Source organism: Priestia sp. P1_B12_1 (assembly GCF_056406695.1).
The window spans coordinates 353,448-376,522 of the sequence record NZ_JBFTZR010000004.1; the positions used below are offsets into that span (position 1 = coordinate 353,448).

Consider the following 23,075-nt stretch of genomic DNA (forward strand, 5'->3'; position numbering starts at 1 on the left):
ACTGAAAGTAGAGGTGGAGGAGAGAAAATGAGCAGAGAAAAAGCTTCTTATAAGTGGATGATTTTATTTATTGCCACTCTTTCTCAGGCGTGTGCAACGTTTGTCACCTACGGAGCGGGGCCATTGGCCGCGTTTTGGCAAAGACTACATGATTTATCGCAGTTTCAAACAGGACTGCTCGTATCAGCTGTTCAAATTGGTCCGATTTTTTCCATGCTGCTTTTTGGAAACTGGATGGATCGTTATGGCGAAAGGTGGCTTGTAGGAGGAGGATCTATTTTGCTGGGGATAAGCATGCTTTTTGCCTATAGCGCTGATCATTATTTGTATCTAACAGGCGTACTTCTCGCAGCAGGCGTATGGTATGGAACAGCACAGCCAGGAGGAAGCAAAGCGGTGGTGAAGTGGTTTCCTTCTCATCATAGAGGTCTTGCCATGGGAATTCGGCAAACGGGGATACCGATTGGAGGCGCTGTCGCTTCAGCAGCATTACCTCTGCTGTTTCATCAATACGGGTGGCATGGGGCTGTTCTCGTACAGGCAGCAGCAGCTATCGGAGGAGGTCTTCTTTTTTTTGTATTCTACCGAGAGCAATCATCATCGTCAGAAAAAAAGGAAACATTTACGCTTCGTCAAAAAATCAAGCGCATTTCTCAAGATAAAACGCTCTATCCGCTGTTTTTTGTAGGTGTTTCAATGATTTCTCTTCAAATGATTATCGTTGCGCACTTTATGAGCTATTTAACGAAAGCCATAAAGATGGATTTTGCTTCAGCGGGCACCCTGCTGAGCATCACACTGCTAGGGGGAATGGTGGGGAGAATTGTTTTAGCTTGGGTAAGTGATTATGTGTATAACGGAAATCGAAGAACTCCTTTGCAAGTGACGGTTTGGATGACTGCAGGACTAACAATAGCAATTTCTTATATTGGATTTACTTTGCCTTTTTGGCTACTAACTGCTTTTTGTTTTAGCTTTGGCTTTTTTGCAATTGGCTGGTTTAGTTTGTTTATCGTGTTAATAGCAGAAAAAGCGGATGATCGTTTTATTGGTTTAACGGTAAGCATTGCGTTAACGCTCAATCAATTTGCCATCGTGCTCGCACCGATTTGGTTTGGGCTCCTTGTGGATTGGCTCCGGAGTTACACGTTGGCTTTTAGTACGGCTGCGTGCTTCATTGCTTGTGGAGGAATATGGTTAAAAAAAGAGCGAGTTCATTCATTTTTAAATAAAAAACGTCACTAAATGAAAAGTGATGTAGGGCTATTTATTTAAGAATAGAGAAGACCTCTTATCCTCTAAAACGTTTCAAAGCCATACTCCCGGGTACACACAACATTAATGAGGAGGAGATAGTATGGAAGCAAAAGCAAAGAATGTTGTGGGGGTATACGAAACGGAACAAGAAGCAATTCAAGCTGTAGAGAGTTTGAAAAAAGAAGGGTATACATCAGAAGAAATATCTATCATCGGCAAACATAAAAAGACCAAAAACGTTCAGAAAGAAACGAATACAAAAACAGAAGGGGCAGTAACTGGAGCACTTACCGGAGGTACGCTAGGGAGCTTAACCGGAATATTAGCAGGTGCCGGGGCTCTTGCCATACCGGGAATAGGTCCCATTGTGGCGGCTGGTCCGATTGTAGCTACATTAACAGGTGCGGCAGCTGGTGCGAGCGTAGGAGGTCTGTCTGGTATTTTAGTAAGTATGGGAATTCCAAAACAGCAGGCCGAACAATATAATGATTCAGTCAAAGAAGGAAGCTTGCTTGTTTTAGTAGACAAAGAAGACTCAGATCATGATGGAAACCCGAAAGCTCCTTTAACTGGAATGATTTTATAGAACGTAAGATACGTAGGAGAAAGCTGTCGCAGTGCGGCAGTTTTTTTATGCGCTGGTTTTATTTAAGTGAACTTAATTCACAATAATATTCCATAATAGTTAAAAATATCAAAATATGTCATGGTGCACCGAGTAACAATATGCCTTAAATTATAATGTAATATTATTGTAACAATAATGTATTTATTGTTTTATTTTGGGATTGAAATCTTGATGAAAGCTTTAACAGAAGGATTTAAGCGCAAATTTCATCCAATAATTAACTGTTAATTATTATACGTAGTAGAATAATTTTCTAATTTATTTTCGGGAATTACTTTTTAGCAAATTCTTCATGTTTGAAAGAGAGCTAAAAAGTATATTTCAAAAGTATGTTTAATTAAAAAGTTAAGCAGGTTGATTAGTAGCATCATTCATTTAGCTAAATTTCAAAAGGAGCTGCTAAAAATGAGTATTCAAAAAAGTACAGATAGTTCTAGTTTAGCAGAAGTGATTGATCGAATTCTCGACAAAGGGATTGTCATCGATGCTTTTGCCCGAGTATCACTCGTAGGAATTGAAATTTTAACGATTGAAGCCCGAGTCGTTATTGCAAGTGTCGATACGTGGCTTCGCTACGCAGAAGCCGTTGGGTTATTAACCGACAAAGTAGAGGAAGAAGGGCTGCCTGGCCGAACAGAAGAGCGAGGAGCAGGGCTTAGCTTTTAAGTCTTTTAATCGTAAGAAAATTCATTAAATAAATAATAATAAGAGAAAAGAGGATGAAACATGTCAACAACTGATAACAACGTGCAAAATGAAAAACAAGAAAATCAGCAGCAGGAAGAAAAAACGCAAAACTCTTTAAATCTTGCTATTTTAGGAGGCGTAGTAGGAGCAGGAATTGGGCTTCTTTCAAGTCCTCAAACGAGTAAAAAAGTACTCAGCCGCTTAGGACAATCAGAAATTGTACGTGCGACAGGACAAGAGTTAAGAAGAAACGCACAGGATATTTTAACGCAGCAAGCGATGGGAGCATTAAGACAGACGGCTACAGGCTATCTTGAAAAAGACAATTTAAGCAAGCTGCTCGCACCTAAAAAGAAAAAAGAAGAGGCATCAAATGAACAGGGAAATGCGCAGGAAGAAGTCAGCCAAAGCGCAGAAATGGAAACGTCTCAGTACGAAGAGTTAAAAGAAGAAAATAAAAATATGAACGACCAGCTGCAGCGCATTGAAGAGATGCTAAACAAACTCATGGACGCGAAGAAGTAAGATATCCGTCCTGAAGGGGAATTTCATGGATAAAAAAGATGTGGAGAAAGCAGCACTAAAAGCAGGGAAAAAAATAGTGGAGCACACGCCTGAACCTGTTAAGGAAAAGGTAGAAGAAAAGGTTAAAGAAAAAGCGAAAGAAAAATTTGTCGAAAAAACTGAAGGGAAACTGCAGGAAAAAGCAAATGAAGCGTCAGAAAAACTGCAGGAAACAAAAGAAAAAAATGCCCAAAAGGTACACGGCAAAGGGGAAGACGCAAAAGAAAAGCTCCAAGACGTCTTATTATCAGTAAAAGATAAGCTTAGCGATGTGAAAGAAGCTGGAGAAAACTTTCAAGAAAAAGTTTCTTCTTCAGACGATAAAGAGAAGTCAAAAAATAAGCGGAAAATAAAAGGCGCAAATCAGATTAAAAAAGCAACGGATATTAAAAGCTCTACTAAGATTAAAAGTTCCAATGATATTAAATCATCTACTGATTTAAAAACAATGGGATCATGAGCGAAAGGAGAAATGAGATATGTCTATTCAAAAAAGTACTAATAGTTCAAGTTTAGCAGAAGTCATTGACCGTATTTTAGATAAAGGAATTGTTATTGATGCTTTTGCAAGGGTTTCTGTTGTAGGAATTGAAATTTTAACGATTGAAGCACGAGTGGTTATTGCCAGTGTTGATACATGGTTACGCTATGCAGAAGCAGTAGGGCTTCTTCGTGACGACGTAGAAGAAAACGGTCTTCCTGAACGTTCAAATTCAAGTGAAGGACAGCCGCGTTTTAGTATTTAATATGAAGTGATATGGAACCTTCCTTTTTTGGGGGTGGTTCCAGCTTTTAGATTTAACTATTGGAGGCTACTAAAAATGGAAATTAAAAAAATTATGCAAGCCGTGAACGACTTTTTCGGTGAACACGTAGCTCCTCCTCATAAAATTACCTCGGTGGAAGCTACTGAAGATGAAGGCTGGAGAGTTATTGTTGAAGTCATTGAAGAACGAGAATACATGAAAAAATACGCCAAAGATGAAATGCTCGGAACGTACGAGTGCTTTTTAAATAAAGAAAAAGAAGTCATTTCATTCAAACGACTCGACGTCAGATATAGAAGCGCCATTGGCATTGAAGCATAGACGATAAGATGGCAGGAGGAACGTAAAAATGACCGTCTTAACAGACAAAAGGAAAAAAGGCAGTGGAGCTTTTATACAAGATGACGAGACAAAAGAGGTTCTTTCAAGAGCGCTGAGCTATTTAAAATCCGGCTATTCCATTCATTTTACAGGTCCTGCCGGCGGAGGCAAAACCTCTTTAGCGCGAGCGCTTGCTAAAAAGAGAAAGCGTCCTGTAATGCTGATGCACGGGAATCACGAGCTCAACAATAAAGATTTAATTGGCGATTTTACGGGATACACGAGCAAAAAAGTAATCGACCAATATGTTCGTTCTGTCTATAAAAAAGATGAACAAGTGAGTGAAAACTGGCAGGATGGCCGATTGCTTGAAGCTGTAAAAAATGGCTATACGCTGATTTACGACGAATTTACTCGGTCTAAGCCTGCAACGAATAATATCTTTCTATCAATATTAGAAGAAGGCGTGCTTCCGCTGTATGGAGTGAAAATGACTGATCCTTTTGTGCGCGTGCATCCCGATTTTCGCGTCATCTTCACAAGCAATCCAGCTGAGTATGCCGGCGTATATGATACGCAAGATGCGCTTCTTGACAGGTTAATTACCATGTTTATTGATTATAAAGACATCGACAGAGAGACAGCGATTTTAACGGAGAAAACGGACGTAGAAGAAGACGAAGCGCGCACAATTGTAACGCTTGTTACAAACGTGCGAAACCGCTCTGGAGACGAAAACAGCAGCGGACTTAGCCTTCGGGCTTCGCTTATGATCGCTACTCTCGCCACGCAGCAAGACATTGCTATCGATGGAAATGACGAAGATTTTCAAACGTTATGTATCGATATTTTGCATCATCCGCTTACCAAATGTTTGGATGAAGAAAAGGCAAAAAGCAAAGCCGAAAAAATCATTTTAGAAGAATGTAAGAATATAGACATTGAAGAAAAGTAAAGGAGCTTGAAAACATGAGTGAAACAAACGAAACAGGTATTTATATTTTTAGCGCCATTCAAACGGATAAAGACGAAGAATTTGGCGCCGTGGAAGTAGAAGGAACAAAAGCTGAAACATTTTTGATTCGCTACAAAGACGCAGCTATGGTAGCAGCTGAAGTACCGATGAAAATTTATCATCCTAATCGCCAAAATTTATTAATGCATCAAAACGCAGTAGCAGCGATTATGGACAAGAACGATACGGTTATTCCAATCAGCTTTGGGAATGTATTCAAATCCAAAGAAGATGTAAAAGTTCTTTTGGAAAACCTTTATCCGCAGTTTGAAAAGCTGTTTCCAGCGATCAAAGGAAAAATTGAAGTCGGTTTAAAAGTAATTGGGAAAAAAGAATGGCTTGAGAAAAAAGTAAATGAAAATCCTGAACTTGAAAAAGTATCAGCCTCCGTAAAAGGAAAATCAGAAGCAGCCGGTTATTATGAGCGTATTCAACTCGGGGGAATGGCTCAAAAGATGTTTACTTCCCTTCAAAAAGAAGTCAAGACAGATGTGTTTTCACCGCTTGAAGAAGCAGCGGAAGCAGCAAAAGCAAATGAGCCAACGGGCGAAACGATGCTTTTAAACGCATCTTTCTTAATTAACCGAGAAGATGAAGCGAAGTTTGATGAAAAAGTGAATGAAGCGCATGAAAACTGGAAAGACAAAGCCGATTTTCATTACAGCGGTCCATGGCCTGCTTATAATTTTGTGAACATTCGCCTAAAAGTAGAAGAGAAATAACGTGCTTCACAAATTAGTAACCGCCCCTATTAACCTTGTAGTGAAAATCGGCGAAAAAGTACAGGAAGAAGCTGATAAGCAGCTATATGACCTTCCGACGATTCAGCAAAAACTCATTCAGCTTCAAATGATGTTTGAGCTTGGTGAAATTCCGGAAGAAGCGTTTCAAGAAAAAGAAGATGAATTGTTAATGAGGTACGAAATTGCGAAGCGCAGAGAAATTGAACAATGGGAAGAGCTAACACAAAAAAGAAATGAGGAATCCTAGATGGGAGAATTACTGTATTTATACGGTTTAATTCCAACAAAAGAAGCAGCAGCCATAGAGCCGTTTCCATCTTATAAAGGGTTTGACGGAGAACATTCACTGTACCCACTAACGTTTGATCAGGTGACGGCTGTAGTTTCTAAGCTGGATGCTGACACCTATTCAGAAGAAGTGATTAAAGAAAAGATGGAGCAGGATATGAGCTGGCTGCAGGAAAAAGCATTTCACCATCACGAGACGGTAGCCGCTTTGTACGAAGAATTCACGATCATTCCATTAAAATTTTGCACCATCTATAAAAGTGAAGAAAGTCTGCAGGCAGCTATTGAGATTAACAAAGAAAAGTTAGAGAATTCACTGAAGCTGCTTCAAGGAAATGAAGAGTGGAACGTGAAGATTTACTGTGATGATACGGAGCTTAAAAAAGGAATCAGCGAAACGAATGAAAGCGTGAAAGCGAAAAAAGAAGAAATTAGTTACTTATCACCAGGAAGACAGTTTTTTGAAAAGAAAAAAATAGATCAGCTGATTGAAAAAGAATTAGAACTTCACAAAAACACAGTGTGTGAAGAGATACATGACAAGCTTAAAGAACTGTCGCTTTATGACTCTGTGAAAAAGAATTGGAGCAAGGACGTAACGGGCGCAGCTGAACAGATGGCGTGGAACAGCGTGTTTCTTCTTCCGTCTCTGCAGATCAATGAGTTCGTAAACAAAATAGAAGAGCTTCAGCAAAAGCTTGAAAATAAAGGCTGGAAATTTGAAGTGACGGGACCATGGCCGCCCTATCATTTCTCGAGCTTTGCGTAAAGTGAGGAATTAACATTATGTCTCTTAAACAATCCATGGAGAATAAAGATATTGCTCTTATTGATATTTTAGATGTGATTTTAGATAAAGGAGTCGCCATTAAAGGAGACTTAATCATTTCCATAGCCGGCGTCGATTTAGTGTATTTGGATTTGCGGGTGCTTATTTCTTCGGTTGAAACACTGGTGCAAGCTAAAGAAGGAAATCACAAACCAATTACTTCTGAACAATTTGATAAACAAAAGGAGGAATTAATGGATGCAACCGGTCAGCCAAGCAAATGGACGAATCCACTTGGATCCTGATCAAGCTGAACAAGGCTTAGCGCAGCTTGTGATGACAGTCATTGAGCTATTGAGGCAAATCGTTGAACGTCATGCCATGAGGCGGGTGGAGGGTGGAACGTTGACGGACGAACAAATTGAAAACTTAGGAATTGCACTAATGAACTTAGAAGAAAAAATGGACGAGTTGAAAGAGGTGTTCGGTCTGGACGCAGAAGATTTAAATATTGATCTTGGACCGCTAGGCAGCCTGCTTTAAGCGGTCAGTAGGAGGAACAGTATGGCAGTCGAACATAATATGCAGTCAAGTACGATTGTAGATGTGCTCGAAAAGATTTTGGATAAAGGAGTCGTCATAGCGGGGGACATCACCGTAGGAATTGCAGATGTCGAGCTATTAACGATAAAGATCCGCTTGATTGTGGCTTCGGTTGATAAAGCAAAAGAAATCGGCATGGACTGGTGGGAAAATGATCCCTATCTCAGTTCAAAAGGAGCCAATAACAAAGCGCTCGAAGAAGAAAATAAAATGCTGCATGAGCGGTTAAAAACGCTTGAAGAAAAAATAGAAACGAAACGTTAAAAACTGTACGCTACTTAAAAAATGGAGGGATTTACAATGGCAACTGAAACAAAATTAGATAACACACAGGCAGAAAACAAGGAAAATAAAAATACGGAAAACGGTTCAAAAGAAAAGAACGGTTCAAAAGCAAGCAAAACAACAAGCAGCGGGCCAATCAAACGAGCGGTAGCAGGAGGTATCATCGGTGCAACGATTGGATATGTATCGACTCCTGAAAATCGAAAAAGTCTCCTTGACCGCATTGATACAGACGAATTAAAAAGCAAAGCATCTGATTTAGGAACAAAGGTAAAAGAAAAATCAAAAAGCAGTGTGGCCAGCCTGAAAACATCTGCGGGAAGCTTGTTTAAAAAAGATAAAGATAAATCAAAAGATGATGAAGAAAACGTAAATTCTTCTAGTAGCGAAACAGAAGACGATAACGTTCAAGAGTACGACGAGTTAAAAGAAGAAAATCAAACTCTTCAAGATCGCTTATCACAGCTTGAAGAAAAAATGAACATGCTTGTTGAGCTTAGCCTCAATAAAAATCAAGACGAAGAAGCGGAAGATACAGATTCCGACGAAGAAGAGAACGATGAAAACGAAGAAAACGAGCAGGACGACGAAAACGAAGAAGCAACATCTAAGCCTCGTAAAAAGGATAAAAAAGAAGAGGAGCAAGAAGAGGAAGAAGAAAGTGAAAGTGACGAAGACAGCGAGGAAGAAGAGGAAGATTCTCGCTCAAACAAAAAAAATAAAAAAGTAAAAACAGAAGAAGAAGACGAAGATGAAAGCGAAGAAGAAAAAAAGGAAGCGAAACCAAAAAAGTCAACAGCTAAAAAATCAAAAAATACAAAAGCAAAGAAAAACACGGACGAAGAAGATGATGAAGCAACATCTCTTTCTAGTGAAGACGACACAACAGCCTAAGGCGTAAAGGAGGAAAGAAAGACATGAGTACAGGCCCTTCTTTTTCAACTAAAGACAGTACGCTTGAATACTTTGTGAAAGCTTCTAATAAACACGGCTTTTCACTTGATATTTCATTAAATGTAAACGGCGCTGTGATTTCCGGTACCATGATTTCAGCAAAAGAATACTTTGATTACTTAAGCGAAACGTTTGAAGAAGGCAGTGAAGTGGCTCAGGCGCTAAGCGAACAATTCTCTTTAGCAAGCGAAGCGAGCGAATCAAACGGAGAAGCAGAAGCCCATTTTATTCATTTAAAAAATACAAAGATTTACTGTGGAGACAGTAAATCTACTCCTTCTAAAGGAAAGATCTTTTGGAGAGGGAAAATAGCAGAAGTAGACGGGTTTTTCTTAGGAAAGATTTCTGATGCGAAATCAACGAGTAAAAAGAGTTCATAAAAAACGGCGGGGTGATTGCCCTGCCGTTTTTTAGTGATGTGAAGACATGTGCAGCTTCTTTTTTCGATACATGAGCGGAGTCATCTTCATTTCTTTTCGAAACTGATTAATAAAATAGCTTGTACTATTAAACCCTACTTGATAAGAGACGTACGTCACATTTGCTTCTGCTTGCTGCAGCATAACTAAGCTTTGCTGAATTCGATAGTTTAATACATAGGTCAAAGGCGATTTTTTTAACATTTTCTTAAAATATCGACAGCATTCAGAACGGCTCAATTGTCCGGCTTTGGCAATATCATCGAGCGTAATCTTTTCAGCAAAGTGCAAATGAATCCAATTGAGCATTTGCTTCATCCGCTGATTTTTGATCATTTCTTTTTCATTGTATTTCAGCTGCAAACCGTTAAGAATTAAATTTTTCCACAGTAGGCTGAGTTCAGAGGCAATCTCTATTTCATAGTGGTGCGGCTGCTTATGAATCCATGTGTATATTTTATGTATAGACTCTAACACGTTATTCCCCCAGGCTTGCTTTGGACTGATGAATAAATGTGATAGATTCGTTGCATGAATGTAGGGATAAACGTAATTTGTGAAAAGCTCTTGCGGCACAAGAAAATGAGGAGAAACATTTAAACAAATGTACACGCAGCCAGATTTGTTTGTGTCTTCAGTCATATGAAGACATCCGCTGTTAATAAACAGTCCGTAGCCTTGTTTTACAGTCACTGTTTTTTCATTTATTTGAAAAGACGCATCACCTTTTATAACTAATACAAATTGAAGCTCATCATGCCAGTGAAGAGGGGTGTAGCCGTTGATGTGATCACTGATCGTCGTTTGATAACATGCTACTGGCAGCTCAACGGTGCGATGAGTCGTTAGCTCTTTTAAGTTTTCATCAATTTTAAAATGGGCTGCTGGCATACATGGTCACCTCAATATATTTATATTTTTTAATGCAATATGCGTATTTCCCGCCCCGTTTTTCATTTATTATAACACTATTCTTATAATAAAAGTGAGGGATGAAAGATGAACAATCTCAGCCGGAAAAAAGGGTTCTTCTTTGTAACAACTGGAGCTATATGTTGGGGGATGGGAGGAACGGTTGCTCAAAAGCTTTTTCAAGAATTTGAAATCAGTGTAGACTGGCTTGTTTCAGTACGGCTGCTCATTGCGGGTTTTTTGCTGCTAATGATTTCATGTATAAAAAATAATCGTTCTCACGTACTTGGAGTATGGAAGAACCAAAAGGCAGCTCTTCAGCTCGTCGTTTTTGCCATATTTGGTATGCTCGCCGTTCAGTATACGTATATGGCTTCTATTAAGCATGGAAATGCAGCAGTAGCTACGCTGCTGCAGTATTTATCACCGGTGATGATTATCGTTTATTTGCTTTTGCGCAAGCAGTCTATATTTACGCGACAAGACGTCATCACTGTTTTGCTGGCACTGGGGGGCTGCTTTTTTTTATTAACAAACGGTTCTATTTCTCAGCTGTCTGTTCCTGTATCTGCCGTTGCTTGGGGAGTGCTGTCAGGTGTAGCAGCAGCATTTTATACGCTGTATGCGGTGCCGCTGATCAAAAAGTACAGTTCGCTTGTCATCGTTGGCTGGTCAATGGTAATTGGGGGAAGCGTAATGAGCTTTATTCATCCTCCTTGGGAAGCGTCAAGCTTATCACCAATAACCTGGGGATATATTTTATTTGTCATTATTTTTGGCACGATGCTTGCTTTTTGGTTTTATGTAGAAAGCCTGCAAAGTCTTTTACCTAAAGAAACGAGTTTGATTGGAAGTTTAGAGCCTTTAGCCGCTGTTATTACAACCGTTGTTTGGCTGAAAGAGCCTTTTGGTTTTTATCAATGGATAGGCACAGCTTGTATTATTGGATTAGTTTTATTACTCACACGAACGAAACAAGCATCTTCTAAGACGACACTTTCAGCATAAATAGGGGCTTGCTAAAAGAAGAAGCAAACCAATGTCACTTTTCCGCCGAATCTGTAGAAACTCGTTTGACTTTTAAAATCTTTACATATTGAATAAACACTCTTTCTTTTGTAGAGACATTTAATTTAGCAAGTCTTGATGCGTCATCCCGGTTTTTAGCAGATTCTATCACAAAAGTTCCTTTGATTTTGGCTTCATCTTTTAGAACGGAATACTGTATTTCAAATCGTTTTGCTTTCGTTTTCTGCATAGTGATTGATAAGCTCCTTTACCTGGTAAATTGATGTATTGCTATGAAATAAGCTTCGATAAAAAGGAATAAAAGAACGTAACATATACTACTAAATGAAATGCAGAGCGGCAGTGACTTTTATCACACCACAACCTAGTATTTCATCTTTTTACCAAAAAAGATAGGGTGTTTTACCGTCGCTGCTTATAAAAACTTTTATTCTTTCTGCTTGACCTAGAGTTAACTCTATGGTTTATCTTGTAGTAGTATCATTTCAAGGAGGGGCTTTATATGAAGTATCATACAATTGCTAATACTAACTTACACGTATCAAATTTAATTATGGGAAATATGCGTTTAACAGAGCTTTCGTTACCAGAAGCAGAGAAGCTAATCCGCACAGCGATGGAAGAAGAAATTAACTTTTTTGATCATGCTGATATTTACGGTCCTGATTATGTGGGACAATGCGAAGAGTATTTTGCAAACGCTATACAAATGAATTCAAGTCTTCGTGAGAAAATGGTGATTCAAAGTAAATGCGGCATTAACGCAGCGAAAAATTACTATGACTTTTCAAAGAAGCATATCATAGACTCTGTTAACGGCAGCTTAGAGCGCTTAAAAACAGATTACTTAGATCTTTTATTACTTCATCGCCCAGATCCGCTAATGGATCCTGAAGAAGTAGCAGAAGCGTTTAATGAGCTTCAAAGCAGCGGAAAGGTACGTCACTTCGGAGTGTCGAACCACAACCCAGCGCAAATTCAGCTGCTTGAAAAATATATCAACCAAAAGCTTGTCGTAAACCAAGTGCAGTTCAGCATTGCACATACGCCAATTATAGACTCTGGTATTTCTTTAAATATGGGCATCGACCAAGCTGTGAACCGCGACAGCAGCGTGCTTGAATATTGCCGTTTAAATGATATAACGCTTCAAGCGTGGTCGCCATTCCAAAACGGATTTTTCGAAGGACCTTTCCTAGGCGACAAAGAGAAATTTGGAAAGCTAAACGAAGTGATTGATCGCATCGCAAGTAAGTATAGCGTGACGAATACAGCGATTGCCGTTGCGTGGATCACAACTCATCCTGCAAATATTCAAGTGGTGCTTGGTACTACAAATATTCAGCGTATGAAAGATGCAAGTAAAGGTTCAGAAATCAAGTTAACGCGCGAAGAGTGGTACGATATTTATAAAGCCGCTGGCAACATGGTGCCTTAAGCGCTGCAGTTTTTAAAATAAAGCAGGTAACTCCGTTCGGATATGGAACGGAGTTACCTGCGTTTTACGATAAGTAACTACTGGTTAAGCTAGAAAAAGATTTAGCAGCAGCTCAATTATTTTTGTGACGCCAAGACCTAACAAAAAGGCAATAAAACCGCCAATTACAATGGTAAGCATCATGTGAGCAGTATTCATCGTATTCATCCTTTCAGGTTTAAATATATGTTGCTTGCTGCTTGTACAAAAAGGCTGCAGCATAAAGAGCTCAATGAAGAAGACTATAAAAGAATAAATCCTCGAGATAACTAGAGGTCAAGACAAACTCATCATGTTTTTCTGAGAAGTTTAAGGTGTAGGAGGAAGCAGTATGACGTATACCATTTCACAAGTGGCAAAAAAATTGAACGTGACAATTTATACCATTCGCTATTATGATAAAGAAGGGCTTTTTCCATTTTTAGATCGTACAGCGTCAGGGAATCGTATTTTTAAAGAACAAGATATTGAATGGATTGATTTAATCTGCTGTTTAAAAAGCACAGGTATGCAAATCAAGGACATTCGGACGCTTATTGAAAACTGTACGCTTGAAAATGCCGTGCTTGATAAAAGCCTGCAAATGCTGATGGATCATAAAAAAGCGGTACAAAAAGAAATCGAAGAAATCCATCACAAGCTTGAGACGATTGATTATAAAATTAAGCACCTGCCGGAAATGTACGAGCGAATTGTTAACAAGCCTTCAAACTAAACAAAAAAGGAAGCGTAAAAATGATCGAAAAAGTAGTACCTCTCACTGCAGAGAATATGCAGCAGTGCATTAACTTGTATATGAATGTATTTACAAAAACACCTTGGAATGAGCCGTGGACAGAGAAATCAGCTAGAGAAAGGCTGACTGATTTACTGAACACACCTAAATTTATGGGCTATTTATTTTATGACCAAGGAGAGTTGATTGGAATGATTGCAGGTCACGCAAAAAAATCATACAGCGGTATGACCTTTTACGTGGCCGAGCTTTGCGTCAGCGCAAGCGCGCAGGGAAAAGGGTACGGTTCAGCTATCTTAAGCCGGTTTGAGAATGAACTTCAAAGACACGATATCAACAGCTTGTATCTCTTGACGGCGACTGGAGGAGCTGCACAGGCTTTTTATGAAAGAAACGGCTATAGTGTCAATGATCAGCGCGTTGTCTTGAAAAAAACGTTTGTTTAATGTTTAGCATCTACATAGGGCAGGAAGAGAGTTGCAGAGTGACTCTCTTTATAATTAATCTTTTTATCTATTAATATGTAGAAGAAAAGGAAGTATGAACAAGAAAAATAAGGTGATGGGAAGAAATAGACAAGAAACGGCAGATTAAAAAAATCTATTTTTTTATAATGGCTAGTCTTATTATTACCTGATTCATAAGCACATTTAAAAACAGTGCCCATTATGTGGACACTGCTTTTTCATAATAAAGTGGAAAGCTAGCTTTTGGTAAAAAAATTAGCGGAAATGAAGCTGTTTATCACTATTTCTAATGATTAGCAACCGCCAAATCCTCCCCAACAAGCACAGCCGATGATGATTAATAAAATGAATAATACGATGATTAAAGCAAAGCCACTGCCAAATCCGCAGCCGCCGCCGTAACCGTAACCGCCATAACCACAGCCACCATAGAAGCCCATATATTTCACCTCCAAGTTCTGAGTACATTTTTAACATATGCCTGAAATGCAAAAGTGCTCCAAAAATATCCAATGATTTCAATGAAAATAAAAAAAAGATAAGAAAATAAGATGGACACGGTACTTTTTTTCACTTTCTACATAGGATGAATCATCCCAAGATCTCATATATGAGCCCCCATGTTATAACAAAGCAGGCTAATACCAATTCCTCCTTAGCCTGCGTACATAATGAAGGAGAAGCCGAAGAATTTTTTCTTCGGCTTCTTATTCTTACTATGAAATAAACACGTTAGTACTTTCCCTATACCATTCTAAGTCAGGATCCGCTTTTTTGTATGTATTAGGTACTAAAGAGAAATCAAGCTCATTTTCATATAAACCTAGTAATTTGTTTTTTTTCGTAATTCTTTTCCCTTATTTTCAGCATAACCAAGATATTTGCCCAAGACAGCGACTAGGTAAATGCATATTCATGGGTGAAAGCAAAAACAAAAAAACGGAGGTTTCTCTTATGAATTCAGAAATGCATTTTTTACCTACTATGTATTCTCAAGATCATCATCAACTTCAACACGCAGATGAAAGGTTTATTGGCAGACCGTTTGGCTTTGGCAGACCGTTTGGTTTCGGACGCCCGTTTGGCTATGGCTTTGGCAGACCATTCGGCTTTGGCTTTGGAGGTCCATTTTTAGGAGGATTAGCAGGAGGGCTAGTAGCAGGTTCACTGTTATCACCATATGGCTTTGGCGGCTACGGTTACGGTGGTTATCCTTATGGTGGCTTTGGCGGTTACGGCTATGGCTTCGGCGGCTGCTGTTAAACGTAAATAAAAGAAAAATCTCAGAAAAAGTATTTTTTACCCCATTCTTTTCTATAAAGAAGTCTGTTTTGGAACGTAAGGCTTTATATCCATCCACAGTTAATCAGAGCGTGCACCCCGCTTAATATAAAAAACCATCTGGTGATTTTCCAGGTGGTTTTTGTGTGGAGTTTTTTTATGTAGGGAAGAAGTTATATATTTACGCACTTACTGGAGGTCTATGTCTAAAGCAGAAGATTACGACATGATGTTTATCAATACTTTTCCTGCTGCATGCAAAAATCAGCTGATATTGGGCATAATAGAGAGAGGAAAGGAGGCGTTTGCATGGATTTATTATCTGGAAACCCTTATTGGCAGACAACAGTAGCGAAGCCACCTGTATACCCGTCTCTAGAGGAAGATATTGGGTGCGATGTTCTCATTATCGGAGGAGGAAGTTCAGGTGCACAGTGTGCTTACTATTTATGTGAGCAGGGGCTTGATGTTGTGGTTGTTGATAAACGTAAAGCAGGGCATGGAAGTACAATTGTAAATACCTCTCTTATTCAATATTTAGGAGATAAATTGTTTTACGAATTAGTCAACACGTTTGGAGAAGAAAGAACAGTCCGTCATTATAAGTTGTGCGAACAGGCCATTACAGATATTGAGGAAGCAGCTCAAAAGCTTCCGATTAATGCACAATTTATAAGAAGAGACAGCTTGTATTACGCAAGTTATGAAGAAGATATCCCGAAGATAAATAAAGACTATTTTTATATGAAAAAGCATGGATTTGACGCTGAAATCTTATCAGAAGAACAAATTGAAAAAGACTATGGGTTTAAAAAACGAATGGCAATGCTTATTAAAAATGATGCAGAGCTGAACCCTTACAGCTTTACACTCGGTCTGTTAGAGTACGGAAAACAGCATGGGGTTCGGATATTTGAAGAAACAGAAATTGTCGGTCAAAAGTTAGAAAAAGATGAAGCTGTATTTTTCACTAAAAATAAATCACAAATCAAAGCTAAACATGTCATTATGGCAGGAGGCTATGAAAATCAAGAATTTAAGAGAGAGAAAAAAGCTGTACTCACAAGTTCCTATGCTATCGTTACGAATCCTGTAAAAGATTTTACAGGATGGAAAAATCGAAATTTAATTTGGGAAACCGCTCGACCGTATATTTACATGAGAACAACTTCCGATAATCGAGTCATTATAGGCGGTCTTGATGAAAGCACGATTGTGCCGCAAGAACGTGATGCTAAACTCGTTCATAAAAGAGACAAACTTTTAAAAGAGTTCAATAAGCTTTTTCCTCATCTTCAAGTCGAAGCTGATTATTACATAAGCGCTTATTACGGTGGCACTCATGACGGGCTTCCCCTTATCGGAATATATGACGAAATGCCTAACTGTTACTTTCTAAGTGGATATGGGGATAACGGAACGGTGTATAATATGGTGCTAGCTAAAATCATAGCACAACATATTACAACGAAGAAAAGCAGTGATTTAGAACTTTACATTCAAACAAGAAAAGTTTAATATGTGAGAAAATGGAAGGTTTTTAAAAAAGCCTTCTTTTTTTACATACATACATTTCTTGAAGTAGAGGAGAGACATAGTATGATAGATGGTCACGCTATTTATTTACGCCCGTTAACTGTCAGCGATGCGCAGAACAGCTTTCAGCTGCAAAATGACAATCGCGGCTTTTTTGAACAGTTTTCTATGATTCGAGAGGATTCTTTTTATACGTTAGAAGGCCAAGTAGAACAAATTAAGCGCCATGAAGAGAACAGGAAAAACGATGAAGAATACTATTTTGGTCTTTTTCAAAAAGAGAATAATAAGCTGATTGGCACCATTAGTCTTTTTCAAGTGCTGCGCGGATCTTTACAAAGCGCGTTTATCGGCTATTTTCTAGATCAGCATTATAATGGAAAAGGGTACGCAACAGAAGCCGTAAAAGCACTTGTTGGCTATGCGTTTGAAGAGCTGCATCTTCACCGCATTGAAGCCGGCGTTATGCCACGTAATTTGCCTTCTCAGCGCGTACTTGAAAAAGCAGGGTTTCATAGGGAAGGAATTGCTAGAAAAAATGTAAATATTAATGGTATATGGGAAGACCATCAAGTCTTAGCTATCCTTAACCCTAATGATGACATAGAAGAAATAAACGAGTTCTTAAAATTTTGATATACGTTTTTACATTTAAATTTTATAATGAGAATAAGAGAATAGAACAGTCTATATTTAAATAGTAGGTGACTAAGGTAATGGAAGAGAGGAACATCAATGAAAAAGCCGTTTGGGATGTATTGCAGATGGCTAGCGAAGTAGTCGGAAGCAGGACGCTGTTTGTAGGGATTTTCGACGAACAATTTTCAGTTATGAAAGCCTTTAATAAAGAAGGGGGAAGCCTTGTAGAGGATGGACTGACGCTGCCGTTAGAGCTTGCGGTATGCAACTTAGTCACGTGTGATGAGCCCCTTGTTATTCCCAATACAAAACGCGATGTTAGAACGTCTAATTTAGCCATCATTGATGGTGCCCGGGTAGGTTCTTATTTAGGAACACCGATTGTGCTAGAAGACGGGAGAATGTTTGGTACTTTATGCGCGGTCGATCCGGATCCTTATCAGTTTAGCGAAAGTGAAATTCAAGGGTTAAACCGGCTGGCTGGTATTTTGTCTCATATTATTTATAAAAATCAAGCGGCTGTTTTGCCGAAAATTGAAGAGAAAATTCTGCAGCTTGATAAACTGGCGCTCGTAGGGCAGCTGGCAGCAGGGTTAGCGCATGAGATTCGAAACCCGATGCAGTCGGTGCGCGGTTTTATTCAATTTTTATTTAATGAAAATGAACAGGCAGAGCCTTTTCAAAAAATTGTTCTTGATGAACTGGACCGTATGAATGAACTTATTAACAACTTCTTGCTTGTCACGCAGCCAACAGCGCCTAAAAAAGAAATCGTATCGATTGTAGAAGTTATTCATGATACCGTTGCTTTCTTGAAAAGTGAAGCTGCGCTGTATAATGTCGAAATGAACGTAAGAATAGAAGGAGCCATTCCGCTTGTATCAATCGATCCTGCTCAAATGAGACAAGTGTTTATGAATCTTTTGAAAAACGCCATTGAAGCAATGGAGAAAAAGAAACGCGGGGAAGTAAATCTTATTATCAAAAAATGGGAAGATTGTGCTCTTATTGATATTCAAGATACCGGTTCTGGGATTCCGCTATCCATTATTAATAAAGTAGGAAATCCATTTTTCTCAACAAAAGATGGAACAGGCATGGGGTTAGGGCTTTCTATTTGTAAAACAATCATCAACGAGCATAACGGTAAGCTTTCGATTGAAAGTGATGAGAACGGGACAGTAGTGACGGTTAAGCTGCCTTTGACGCTTTAAGATAAAACAAAAAAGAAAGGAGAGCAAGCCTCATCCTTTCTTTTTTTGCTGACCTTTTTAATATGCTGAACTGTCTTCAATCCAGTATTCATAGTCTTCCGCATCTTTTTTATTTAACTTTTTGCCGTTGATGTAAATTTTGTCCCATTCGTAAATTTGTTTATCCAAATAAACATTAAATACAATGCGTACATGCTCTTTTTCTGTATAATCGTAGCCGGTAAATTGTACAACGTGATGACGGCCTTCTTTTTTAATATAGGTCCATTTTGGATGATCGTTGTACATTTCAAGCGTAATTGCTTCGTCGCCGTAGCGAACTACATCTTTAATATTCGTTTTTGTCGGTAAAAATGATAATCCCGCTCCGACTCCAAAAGTAATCACAAGCGCTAAGATGCTTAAACCAATAGCAATTCCGATGTGAGTGCCGCCTTTTATTTGCAGATAAGCTTCTTTCCGCTGCTCCGGCTGAGCTTCGGCTCGAGCTAACACGTTTTTAACTTGGTTATAATACCAGCGGTTGGCACATAGCCCTGTAATAAGTGAAGCACCGCCGAACACAATTGCATCCGACCACTCTGGTATGTCTACAAAGCACAAAAGGGAAAACCAAATTACCTCAATAAGCGTTAAAATAAAAAAGTGCTTATACATTTTTCGGTATGCAAACCACGCGCTTGTCAGAAAAAAGGCTGCCCAGTTCCACGTGTTGTTTTTAGCTGGATTAGCTGCTTTTTCCCACTTCAAATCATAATAGGACGTATTTGTTCGAACTACTTTATGCTCTTCTTCAAAAGACAGGAGTTCATTTACTGCTTGTTCTTCCATTTAAAACACCTTTCATTGGTTATAATCTATCATCTAAAATGACTCTATTATTATACATTATTTCTATTATTTTTCTATTCTTCCTTAAATTATTTTTAAAGTAAGAATATTTGTGCTATGGGTTTTTTAACGGGAACTTTCATAAAAAAGAAGAATATGGTAGATTTGAAGAAAAAGGAGGTGCTTAAACGTGAATCGTTTAAAGAAAGCCCTGCACCAATCGTGGTCAATTCATTCAAGCACGAAGTGGACGGCTGACAATCCTTCCAAAGGACAGTGCGGCGTGACAGCTCTTGTCGTTCAAGATATCAAAGGAGGAGGTATTTTAAAAACTCCGTGTAAAGAAGGCTGGCATTTCTATAATCAGCTCAACGGACAGCGCTGTGATTTTACACAAGAACAATTTCGCGAGCCTCTCCATTATGCAGACATTTTGTCCAGTCGGAAAGAAGCGTTTATGGATACGAATAAAGAGCAATATGAGGCTTTAAAGAAAAACGTAATGGCCTGTTTCATACATAAAAATTCCCTTTAGAAAGGAACACATAAATGAAAAGTATTCAGTATTCCATTGTTGATGTATTTGCACAGAGAAAATATACGGGAAATCAGCTCGCAGTTTTTAAAGACGCAGGAAGCCTTTCAGACAAAGAGATGCAGCAAATGGCTAAAGAAATTAATTTCTCTGAAACGACGTTTATTACGTCTTCTTCTGCAAAAGGGGAATATAACGTGCGGATTTTTACGCCTAATGAAGAAGTACCATTTGCAGGCCATCCGACGCTCGGTACCGCTTATGTTATCCGAGAAGAACTAGAAGAAAAAGATACAGAGGAGCTTATTCTTCATTATAAAGCAGGTCCTACGCCCGTTACATATGATGAACAAAAAGATGTACTATGGATGACACAAAGTCAGCCGACGTTTGGGAAAGTGCTTGATAAAAAGCAAGTGGCGGATGTGTTAAACCTTGATGAAGCTTATATCGACACGCGTTTTCCCGTTCAAGAAGTATCCACCGGTCTGCCTGTCATCCTTGCCCCGTTAACATCATTAGAAGCAGCTAAAGAAATAAATGTAGACAAAGAAAAATATTTCAAACTGATAGAAAATACAGAAGCAAAAGCAATTATGGTCTTTTCGCCGGAAACCTATCACCAAGATCATCAGCTAAACGTACGGGACTTTGCTGACTACTACGGCGTTCCAGAAGATGCAGCAACCGGCAGCGCCAACGGCTGTTTGGCAGCATATTTAGTGAAATACGGCTATTTTAATCAGACCGTGATTGACATACGTGTAGAACAAGGATACGAGATAGAAAGACCTTCACTGCTGTATGTAAAAGCTAGTTATGATGGAGAAGCTTTTCACATTAAAGTAGGCGGAAAAGTAGAGATGATTGCGCGCGGTGAATGGATTTTGTAACAAGCCGTTCATCTGCTGTTCACAATAAGTTCTTATCCTAATAAAAACGCAATAGGACCACGGCGTTTGGTTACACTAGTAAACAGATAGATACTGAAAGAATAAATGATGGCGGCCAAAAGGCCGCCATTTTAAATGGTTGATAAAAGGAGTGGCAGAAGAAATGATTCACATTTTACTGGCGGATGACGATGAGCATATGCGGCAATTAGTTCGTCACTATTTGCAGCTTGAAGGCTATGTGGTGCATGAAGCAAAAGACGGTGAGGAAGCTTCGGGTCTGCTTGCTAAGCAGCACATTCATTTAGCGGTTGTCGATATTATGATGCCTCATAAAGACGGATATGAAGTTTGCGAAGAAATACGCAGCTATTATGATTTTCCCATTATTTTATTAACAGCAAAAGATCAGCTGGAAGACAAAGAGAAAGGCTTTTTAGCGGGAACGGATGACTATGTTACAAAGCCGTTTGAACCAAAAGAATTGATTTTCCGAATCAAAGCCCTGCTTCGCCGATACGAAGTGGTAAATGAAAAAATGATCGTGCTGAACAACACCTCTATCGACCGAAAAAGCTATGAAGTGCACTGCAGCGGACGACTGTTAATTCTTCCAATGAAAGAATTTGAATTATTAGCTCAGCTTGCGAGCTATCCAGGAAGAATTTTCACAAGAGAAGAATTAATTCATCTGATATGGGGAGCGGATTTTAACGGAGATAACCGCACAATCGATGTACACGTAAAAAGGCTGCGCGAAAGGTTTGGACATACCGATGATTTTGTCATTACGACGGTTCGAGGCGTCGGCTATAAGCTTGAGGTGACGGCAAAATGAAGACGCTCTATTTGCGGATTGTCCTGACAACCATTGCTGTAATGGTATTTAGCAGTCTCCTAGCGTTTATTTTAGCAAACGTTTATTATCAGTATACCTTAAAGCCTTATAACGATCAAAAGCTTACGCGTATGGCAAAAGACATTGCGAGCTTTTACGAAAGCAATAGGGGCGTGGATCAACAAGCTTATTTACAGCATATCAGTAAATTAGGTTATCAAATATATGTGGTGGACAGGAGCGGACATGAGACGTTTTACGGACGGGAATTTAGAAATCAGCGCTTAGAAAAGAGTGCTGTCAAACAAGTACTGGACGGAAAAATGTATCACGGAATTGCAAACTTTCCTTCACAGGTGTTTGTGACGGGATTTTTTGATAATGTGTTAGCCAATACCATCGGCGTGCCGTTAAAAGGAGAAAGTAATAAGCAGCAAGCGCTGTTTATCCGCCCTGATATTCAGCTGCAGTTCGGGGAAATGCGCATTTTTTTCTCGGTCATTTTACTGCTGATGATTGTATTAAGTATTTTATTTGTACTTATTAGTACGCGTTATTTAGTAAAACCAATTGTCAAGCTAACGGAAGCGACAAAACAAGTGGCAAAAGGAAAATATAACGTCGAGCTGTACGTAAAGCGCCGAGATGAAATCGGCGCGCTTGCTTCACATTTTTCCGAGATGGCTAAAAGTTTAGAGCAGCTTGAAGAGATGCGCCAAGAATTTGTATCCAACGTGTCACATGAAATTCAGTCTCCGCTGGCGTCCATTCAAGGATTTTCGAAAACGCTCCGTTCTGCTCATCTTTCAGATGAACAGAGAAATGAGTACCTGTCTATTATTGAAGAAGAAAGCCGGCGCATGTCGTCACTCAGCAAACAGCTGCTTACGCTTGCTTCACTTGATAAAGAAAGTGAGCATATCGAAAAAAGTACGTTTGATGTTGCAGCTCAAATCAAGCAAGTGCTGTTTATGACGGAGTGGAGCTGGCGTGAAAAAGAGCTGGCTATTGAAATGGATCTTCCTTCAACGATGATTTCAGGCGATCAAAAACTGCTTCATCAAGTGTGGACAAATTTGATTACAAACAGCGTAAAGTTTACGGAAGAAGGAGGCACGCTGTCTCTTCGCGTTGGTATGGAAGACACGCATTGCCACGTGGAATTTCAAGATACGGGAATCGGCATGTCAAAAGAAAGCCTCCCGCATATTTTTAATCGTTTTTATAAGGAAGATAAAGCAAGAAGCCGGACCGAAGGAAGCAGCGGGCTTGGCTTAGCGATTGTGAAGCAAATTGTCGAAATGCACGGAGGTTCCATTCACGTTGAAAGCGAAAAAGGAAAAGGCAGCACCTTTCACATTTATCTTCCGAAAATGTAATGAGCCGT

The 23,075-nt window shown here is 39.2% G+C and carries 32 protein-coding genes; 28 read left to right on the plus strand and 4 right to left on the minus strand.

All coding sequences use genetic code 11. The features are described from left to right. Window positions 1–27 precede the first annotated feature (27 nt). From AC1D0Y_RS16680 to gvpU, 16 genes are all read left to right on the plus strand, one after another. Window positions 28–1,245, plus strand: coding sequence for an MFS transporter (locus AC1D0Y_RS16680; RefSeq protein WP_060745288.1), 1,218 nt, complete (start codon window positions 28–30; stop codon window positions 1,243–1,245). Between the two features lie 112 nt (window positions 1,246–1,357). Next, window positions 1,358–1,843, plus strand: coding sequence for a YflT domain-containing protein (locus AC1D0Y_RS16685; RefSeq protein WP_060745289.1), 486 nt, complete (start codon window positions 1,358–1,360; stop codon window positions 1,841–1,843). 447 nt (window positions 1,844–2,290) lie between these two features. Next, window positions 2,291–2,551: a gas vesicle structural protein GvpA gene (gene gvpA, locus AC1D0Y_RS16690; RefSeq protein WP_013058000.1), complete on the plus strand. Its 261-nt coding sequence runs from the start codon at window positions 2,291–2,293 to the stop codon at window positions 2,549–2,551. A 60-nt stretch (window positions 2,552–2,611) separates the two neighbouring features. Further along, window positions 2,612–3,097, plus strand: coding sequence for a GvpT/GvpP family gas vesicle accessory protein (gene gvpT, locus AC1D0Y_RS16695; RefSeq protein WP_028409331.1), 486 nt, complete (start codon window positions 2,612–2,614; stop codon window positions 3,095–3,097). A 25-nt stretch (window positions 3,098–3,122) separates the two neighbouring features. Further along, complete coding sequence (gene gvpQ / locus AC1D0Y_RS16700) at window positions 3,123–3,596, plus strand: gas vesicle protein GvpQ (RefSeq protein WP_028409330.1); 474 nt, start codon at window positions 3,123–3,125, stop codon at window positions 3,594–3,596. 19 nt (window positions 3,597–3,615) lie between these two features. After that, window positions 3,616–3,882, plus strand: a complete 267-nt coding sequence (gene gvpA / locus AC1D0Y_RS16705; RefSeq protein ID WP_013057997.1) for a gas vesicle structural protein GvpA — start codon at window positions 3,616–3,618, stop codon at window positions 3,880–3,882. A gap of 75 nt (window positions 3,883–3,957) precedes the next feature. Next, window positions 3,958–4,224, plus strand: coding sequence for a gas vesicle protein GvpO (gene gvpO / locus AC1D0Y_RS16710; protein ID WP_013057996.1), 267 nt, complete (start codon window positions 3,958–3,960; stop codon window positions 4,222–4,224). A gap of 28 nt (window positions 4,225–4,252) precedes the next feature. Further along, window positions 4,253–5,179, plus strand: coding sequence for a gas vesicle protein GvpN (gvpN, locus tag AC1D0Y_RS16715; RefSeq protein ID WP_060745290.1), 927 nt, complete (start codon window positions 4,253–4,255; stop codon window positions 5,177–5,179). Between the two features lie 14 nt (window positions 5,180–5,193). Next, window positions 5,194–5,961 carry a GvpL/GvpF family gas vesicle protein gene (locus tag AC1D0Y_RS16720; RefSeq protein WP_013057994.1) on the plus strand — a complete coding sequence of 256 codons (768 nt, stop codon included), beginning with the start codon at window positions 5,194–5,196 and terminating at the stop codon, window positions 5,959–5,961. A 1-nt stretch (window position 5,962) separates the two neighbouring features. Further along, the gene (locus AC1D0Y_RS16725) at window positions 5,963–6,229 is read left to right on the plus strand and encodes a gas vesicle protein GvpG (protein ID WP_013057993.1); all 267 of its coding nucleotides are present in this window, start codon (window positions 5,963–5,965) and stop codon (window positions 6,227–6,229) included. Next, the gene (locus tag AC1D0Y_RS16730; RefSeq protein WP_477707805.1) at window positions 6,230–7,039 is read left to right on the plus strand and encodes a GvpL/GvpF family gas vesicle protein; all 810 of its coding nucleotides are present in this window, start codon (window positions 6,230–6,232) and stop codon (window positions 7,037–7,039) included. A 17-nt stretch (window positions 7,040–7,056) separates the two neighbouring features. Continuing rightward, the gene (locus AC1D0Y_RS16735; RefSeq protein ID WP_097812235.1) at window positions 7,057–7,344 is read left to right on the plus strand and encodes a gas vesicle protein; all 288 of its coding nucleotides are present in this window, start codon (window positions 7,057–7,059) and stop codon (window positions 7,342–7,344) included. Next, window positions 7,298–7,582 (plus strand): gas vesicle protein K, encoded by a 285-nt coding sequence (locus AC1D0Y_RS16740; RefSeq protein ID WP_013057990.1) that lies wholly within the window; start codon window positions 7,298–7,300, stop codon window positions 7,580–7,582. Before AC1D0Y_RS16735 ends, AC1D0Y_RS16740 begins: the two co-directional genes overlap by 47 nt. 21 nt (window positions 7,583–7,603) lie before the next feature. After that, the gene (locus AC1D0Y_RS16745) at window positions 7,604–7,906 is read left to right on the plus strand and encodes a gas vesicle protein (protein ID WP_013057989.1); all 303 of its coding nucleotides are present in this window, start codon (window positions 7,604–7,606) and stop codon (window positions 7,904–7,906) included. Window positions 7,907–7,942: 36 nt separating this feature from the next. After that, complete coding sequence (gene gvpT / locus AC1D0Y_RS16750; protein ID WP_060745293.1) at window positions 7,943–8,821, plus strand: YtxH domain-containing protein; 879 nt, start codon at window positions 7,943–7,945, stop codon at window positions 8,819–8,821. Between the two features lie 23 nt (window positions 8,822–8,844). Continuing rightward, a complete protein-coding gene (gvpU, locus tag AC1D0Y_RS16755; protein WP_014459206.1) occupies window positions 8,845–9,261 on the plus strand; it encodes a gas vesicle accessory protein GvpU in 417 nt (138 codons plus the stop codon). 30 nt (window positions 9,262–9,291) lie between these two features. Here gvpU and AC1D0Y_RS16760 read toward each other — a convergent pair whose 3' ends face one another. Next, window positions 9,292–10,191 (minus strand): AraC family transcriptional regulator, encoded by a 900-nt coding sequence (locus tag AC1D0Y_RS16760; RefSeq protein WP_060745294.1) that lies wholly within the window; start codon window positions 10,189–10,191, stop codon window positions 9,292–9,294. A 108-nt stretch (window positions 10,192–10,299) separates the two neighbouring features. Here AC1D0Y_RS16760 and AC1D0Y_RS16765 point away from each other — a divergent pair, with 108 nt between their 5' ends. Then, entirely contained in the window at window positions 10,300–11,220 is a 921-nt protein-coding gene (locus AC1D0Y_RS16765; protein WP_098334346.1) for a DMT family transporter, read from the plus strand. Between the two features lie 34 nt (window positions 11,221–11,254). Here AC1D0Y_RS16765 and AC1D0Y_RS16770 read toward each other — a convergent pair whose 3' ends face one another. Then, on the minus strand, window positions 11,255–11,470 hold the full coding sequence (locus AC1D0Y_RS16770; protein ID WP_028409323.1) for a hypothetical protein: 216 nt from the start codon (window positions 11,468–11,470) through the stop codon (window positions 11,255–11,257). Between the two features lie 273 nt (window positions 11,471–11,743). Between AC1D0Y_RS16770 and AC1D0Y_RS16775 the strand changes: the two genes are divergently transcribed. The 3 genes from AC1D0Y_RS16775 to AC1D0Y_RS16785 all read left to right on the plus strand — a co-directional run bounded on the left by AC1D0Y_RS16775 (window position 11,744) and on the right by AC1D0Y_RS16785 (window position 13,900). Then, entirely contained in the window at window positions 11,744–12,679 is a 936-nt protein-coding gene (locus AC1D0Y_RS16775; protein WP_060745296.1) for an aldo/keto reductase, read from the plus strand. Between the two features lie 370 nt (window positions 12,680–13,049). Then, complete coding sequence (locus AC1D0Y_RS16780; RefSeq protein ID WP_025751010.1) at window positions 13,050–13,433, plus strand: MerR family transcriptional regulator; 384 nt, start codon at window positions 13,050–13,052, stop codon at window positions 13,431–13,433. Window positions 13,434–13,453: 20 nt separating this feature from the next. Beyond that, complete coding sequence (locus AC1D0Y_RS16785) at window positions 13,454–13,900, plus strand: GNAT family N-acetyltransferase (protein WP_028409321.1); 447 nt, start codon at window positions 13,454–13,456, stop codon at window positions 13,898–13,900. A gap of 314 nt (window positions 13,901–14,214) precedes the next feature. Here AC1D0Y_RS16785 and AC1D0Y_RS16790 read toward each other — a convergent pair whose 3' ends face one another. Continuing rightward, window positions 14,215–14,361 carry a YjcZ family sporulation protein gene (locus tag AC1D0Y_RS16790; protein WP_013057978.1) on the minus strand — a complete coding sequence of 49 codons (147 nt, stop codon included), beginning with the start codon at window positions 14,359–14,361 and terminating at the stop codon, window positions 14,215–14,217. Window positions 14,362–14,875: 514 nt separating this feature from the next. Here AC1D0Y_RS16790 and AC1D0Y_RS16795 point away from each other — a divergent pair. The 4 genes from AC1D0Y_RS16795 to AC1D0Y_RS16810 all read left to right on the plus strand — a co-directional run bounded on the left by AC1D0Y_RS16795 (window position 14,876) and on the right by AC1D0Y_RS16810 (window position 18,591). Next, the gene (locus tag AC1D0Y_RS16795; RefSeq protein WP_477707806.1) at window positions 14,876–15,184 is read left to right on the plus strand and encodes a hypothetical protein; all 309 of its coding nucleotides are present in this window, start codon (window positions 14,876–14,878) and stop codon (window positions 15,182–15,184) included. A gap of 327 nt (window positions 15,185–15,511) precedes the next feature. Continuing rightward, window positions 15,512–16,720, plus strand: coding sequence for an NAD(P)/FAD-dependent oxidoreductase (locus AC1D0Y_RS16800; RefSeq protein ID WP_060745297.1), 1,209 nt, complete (start codon window positions 15,512–15,514; stop codon window positions 16,718–16,720). An 81-nt stretch (window positions 16,721–16,801) separates the two neighbouring features. Beyond that, entirely contained in the window at window positions 16,802–17,374 is a 573-nt protein-coding gene (locus AC1D0Y_RS16805; protein WP_060745298.1) for a GNAT family N-acetyltransferase, read from the plus strand. An 80-nt stretch (window positions 17,375–17,454) separates the two neighbouring features. After that, a complete protein-coding gene (locus tag AC1D0Y_RS16810; RefSeq protein ID WP_028409318.1) occupies window positions 17,455–18,591 on the plus strand; it encodes a GAF domain-containing sensor histidine kinase in 1,137 nt (378 codons plus the stop codon). A 57-nt stretch (window positions 18,592–18,648) separates the two neighbouring features. On the opposite strand, the gene AC1D0Y_RS16815 is transcribed toward AC1D0Y_RS16810, so the two are convergent. Further along, complete coding sequence (locus tag AC1D0Y_RS16815; protein WP_060745299.1) at window positions 18,649–19,422, minus strand: DUF2628 domain-containing protein; 774 nt, start codon at window positions 19,420–19,422, stop codon at window positions 18,649–18,651. A gap of 190 nt (window positions 19,423–19,612) precedes the next feature. Between AC1D0Y_RS16815 and AC1D0Y_RS16820 the strand changes: the two genes are divergently transcribed. From AC1D0Y_RS16820 to AC1D0Y_RS16835, 4 genes are all read left to right on the plus strand, one after another. Continuing rightward, window positions 19,613–19,957, plus strand: coding sequence for a YunG family protein (locus tag AC1D0Y_RS16820; protein WP_028409316.1), 345 nt, complete (start codon window positions 19,613–19,615; stop codon window positions 19,955–19,957). A 14-nt stretch (window positions 19,958–19,971) separates the two neighbouring features. After that, window positions 19,972–20,850 carry a PhzF family phenazine biosynthesis protein gene (locus AC1D0Y_RS16825; protein WP_060745300.1) on the plus strand — a complete coding sequence of 293 codons (879 nt, stop codon included), beginning with the start codon at window positions 19,972–19,974 and terminating at the stop codon, window positions 20,848–20,850. 163 nt (window positions 20,851–21,013) lie between these two features. Beyond that, complete coding sequence (locus AC1D0Y_RS16830; protein ID WP_028409314.1) at window positions 21,014–21,688, plus strand: response regulator transcription factor; 675 nt, start codon at window positions 21,014–21,016, stop codon at window positions 21,686–21,688. Next, window positions 21,685–23,067 (plus strand): sensor histidine kinase, encoded by a 1,383-nt coding sequence (locus AC1D0Y_RS16835; protein ID WP_060745301.1) that lies wholly within the window; start codon window positions 21,685–21,687, stop codon window positions 23,065–23,067. The genes AC1D0Y_RS16830 and AC1D0Y_RS16835 overlap by 4 nt, the downstream gene beginning before the upstream one ends. Window positions 23,068–23,075: the final 8 nt, after the last annotated feature.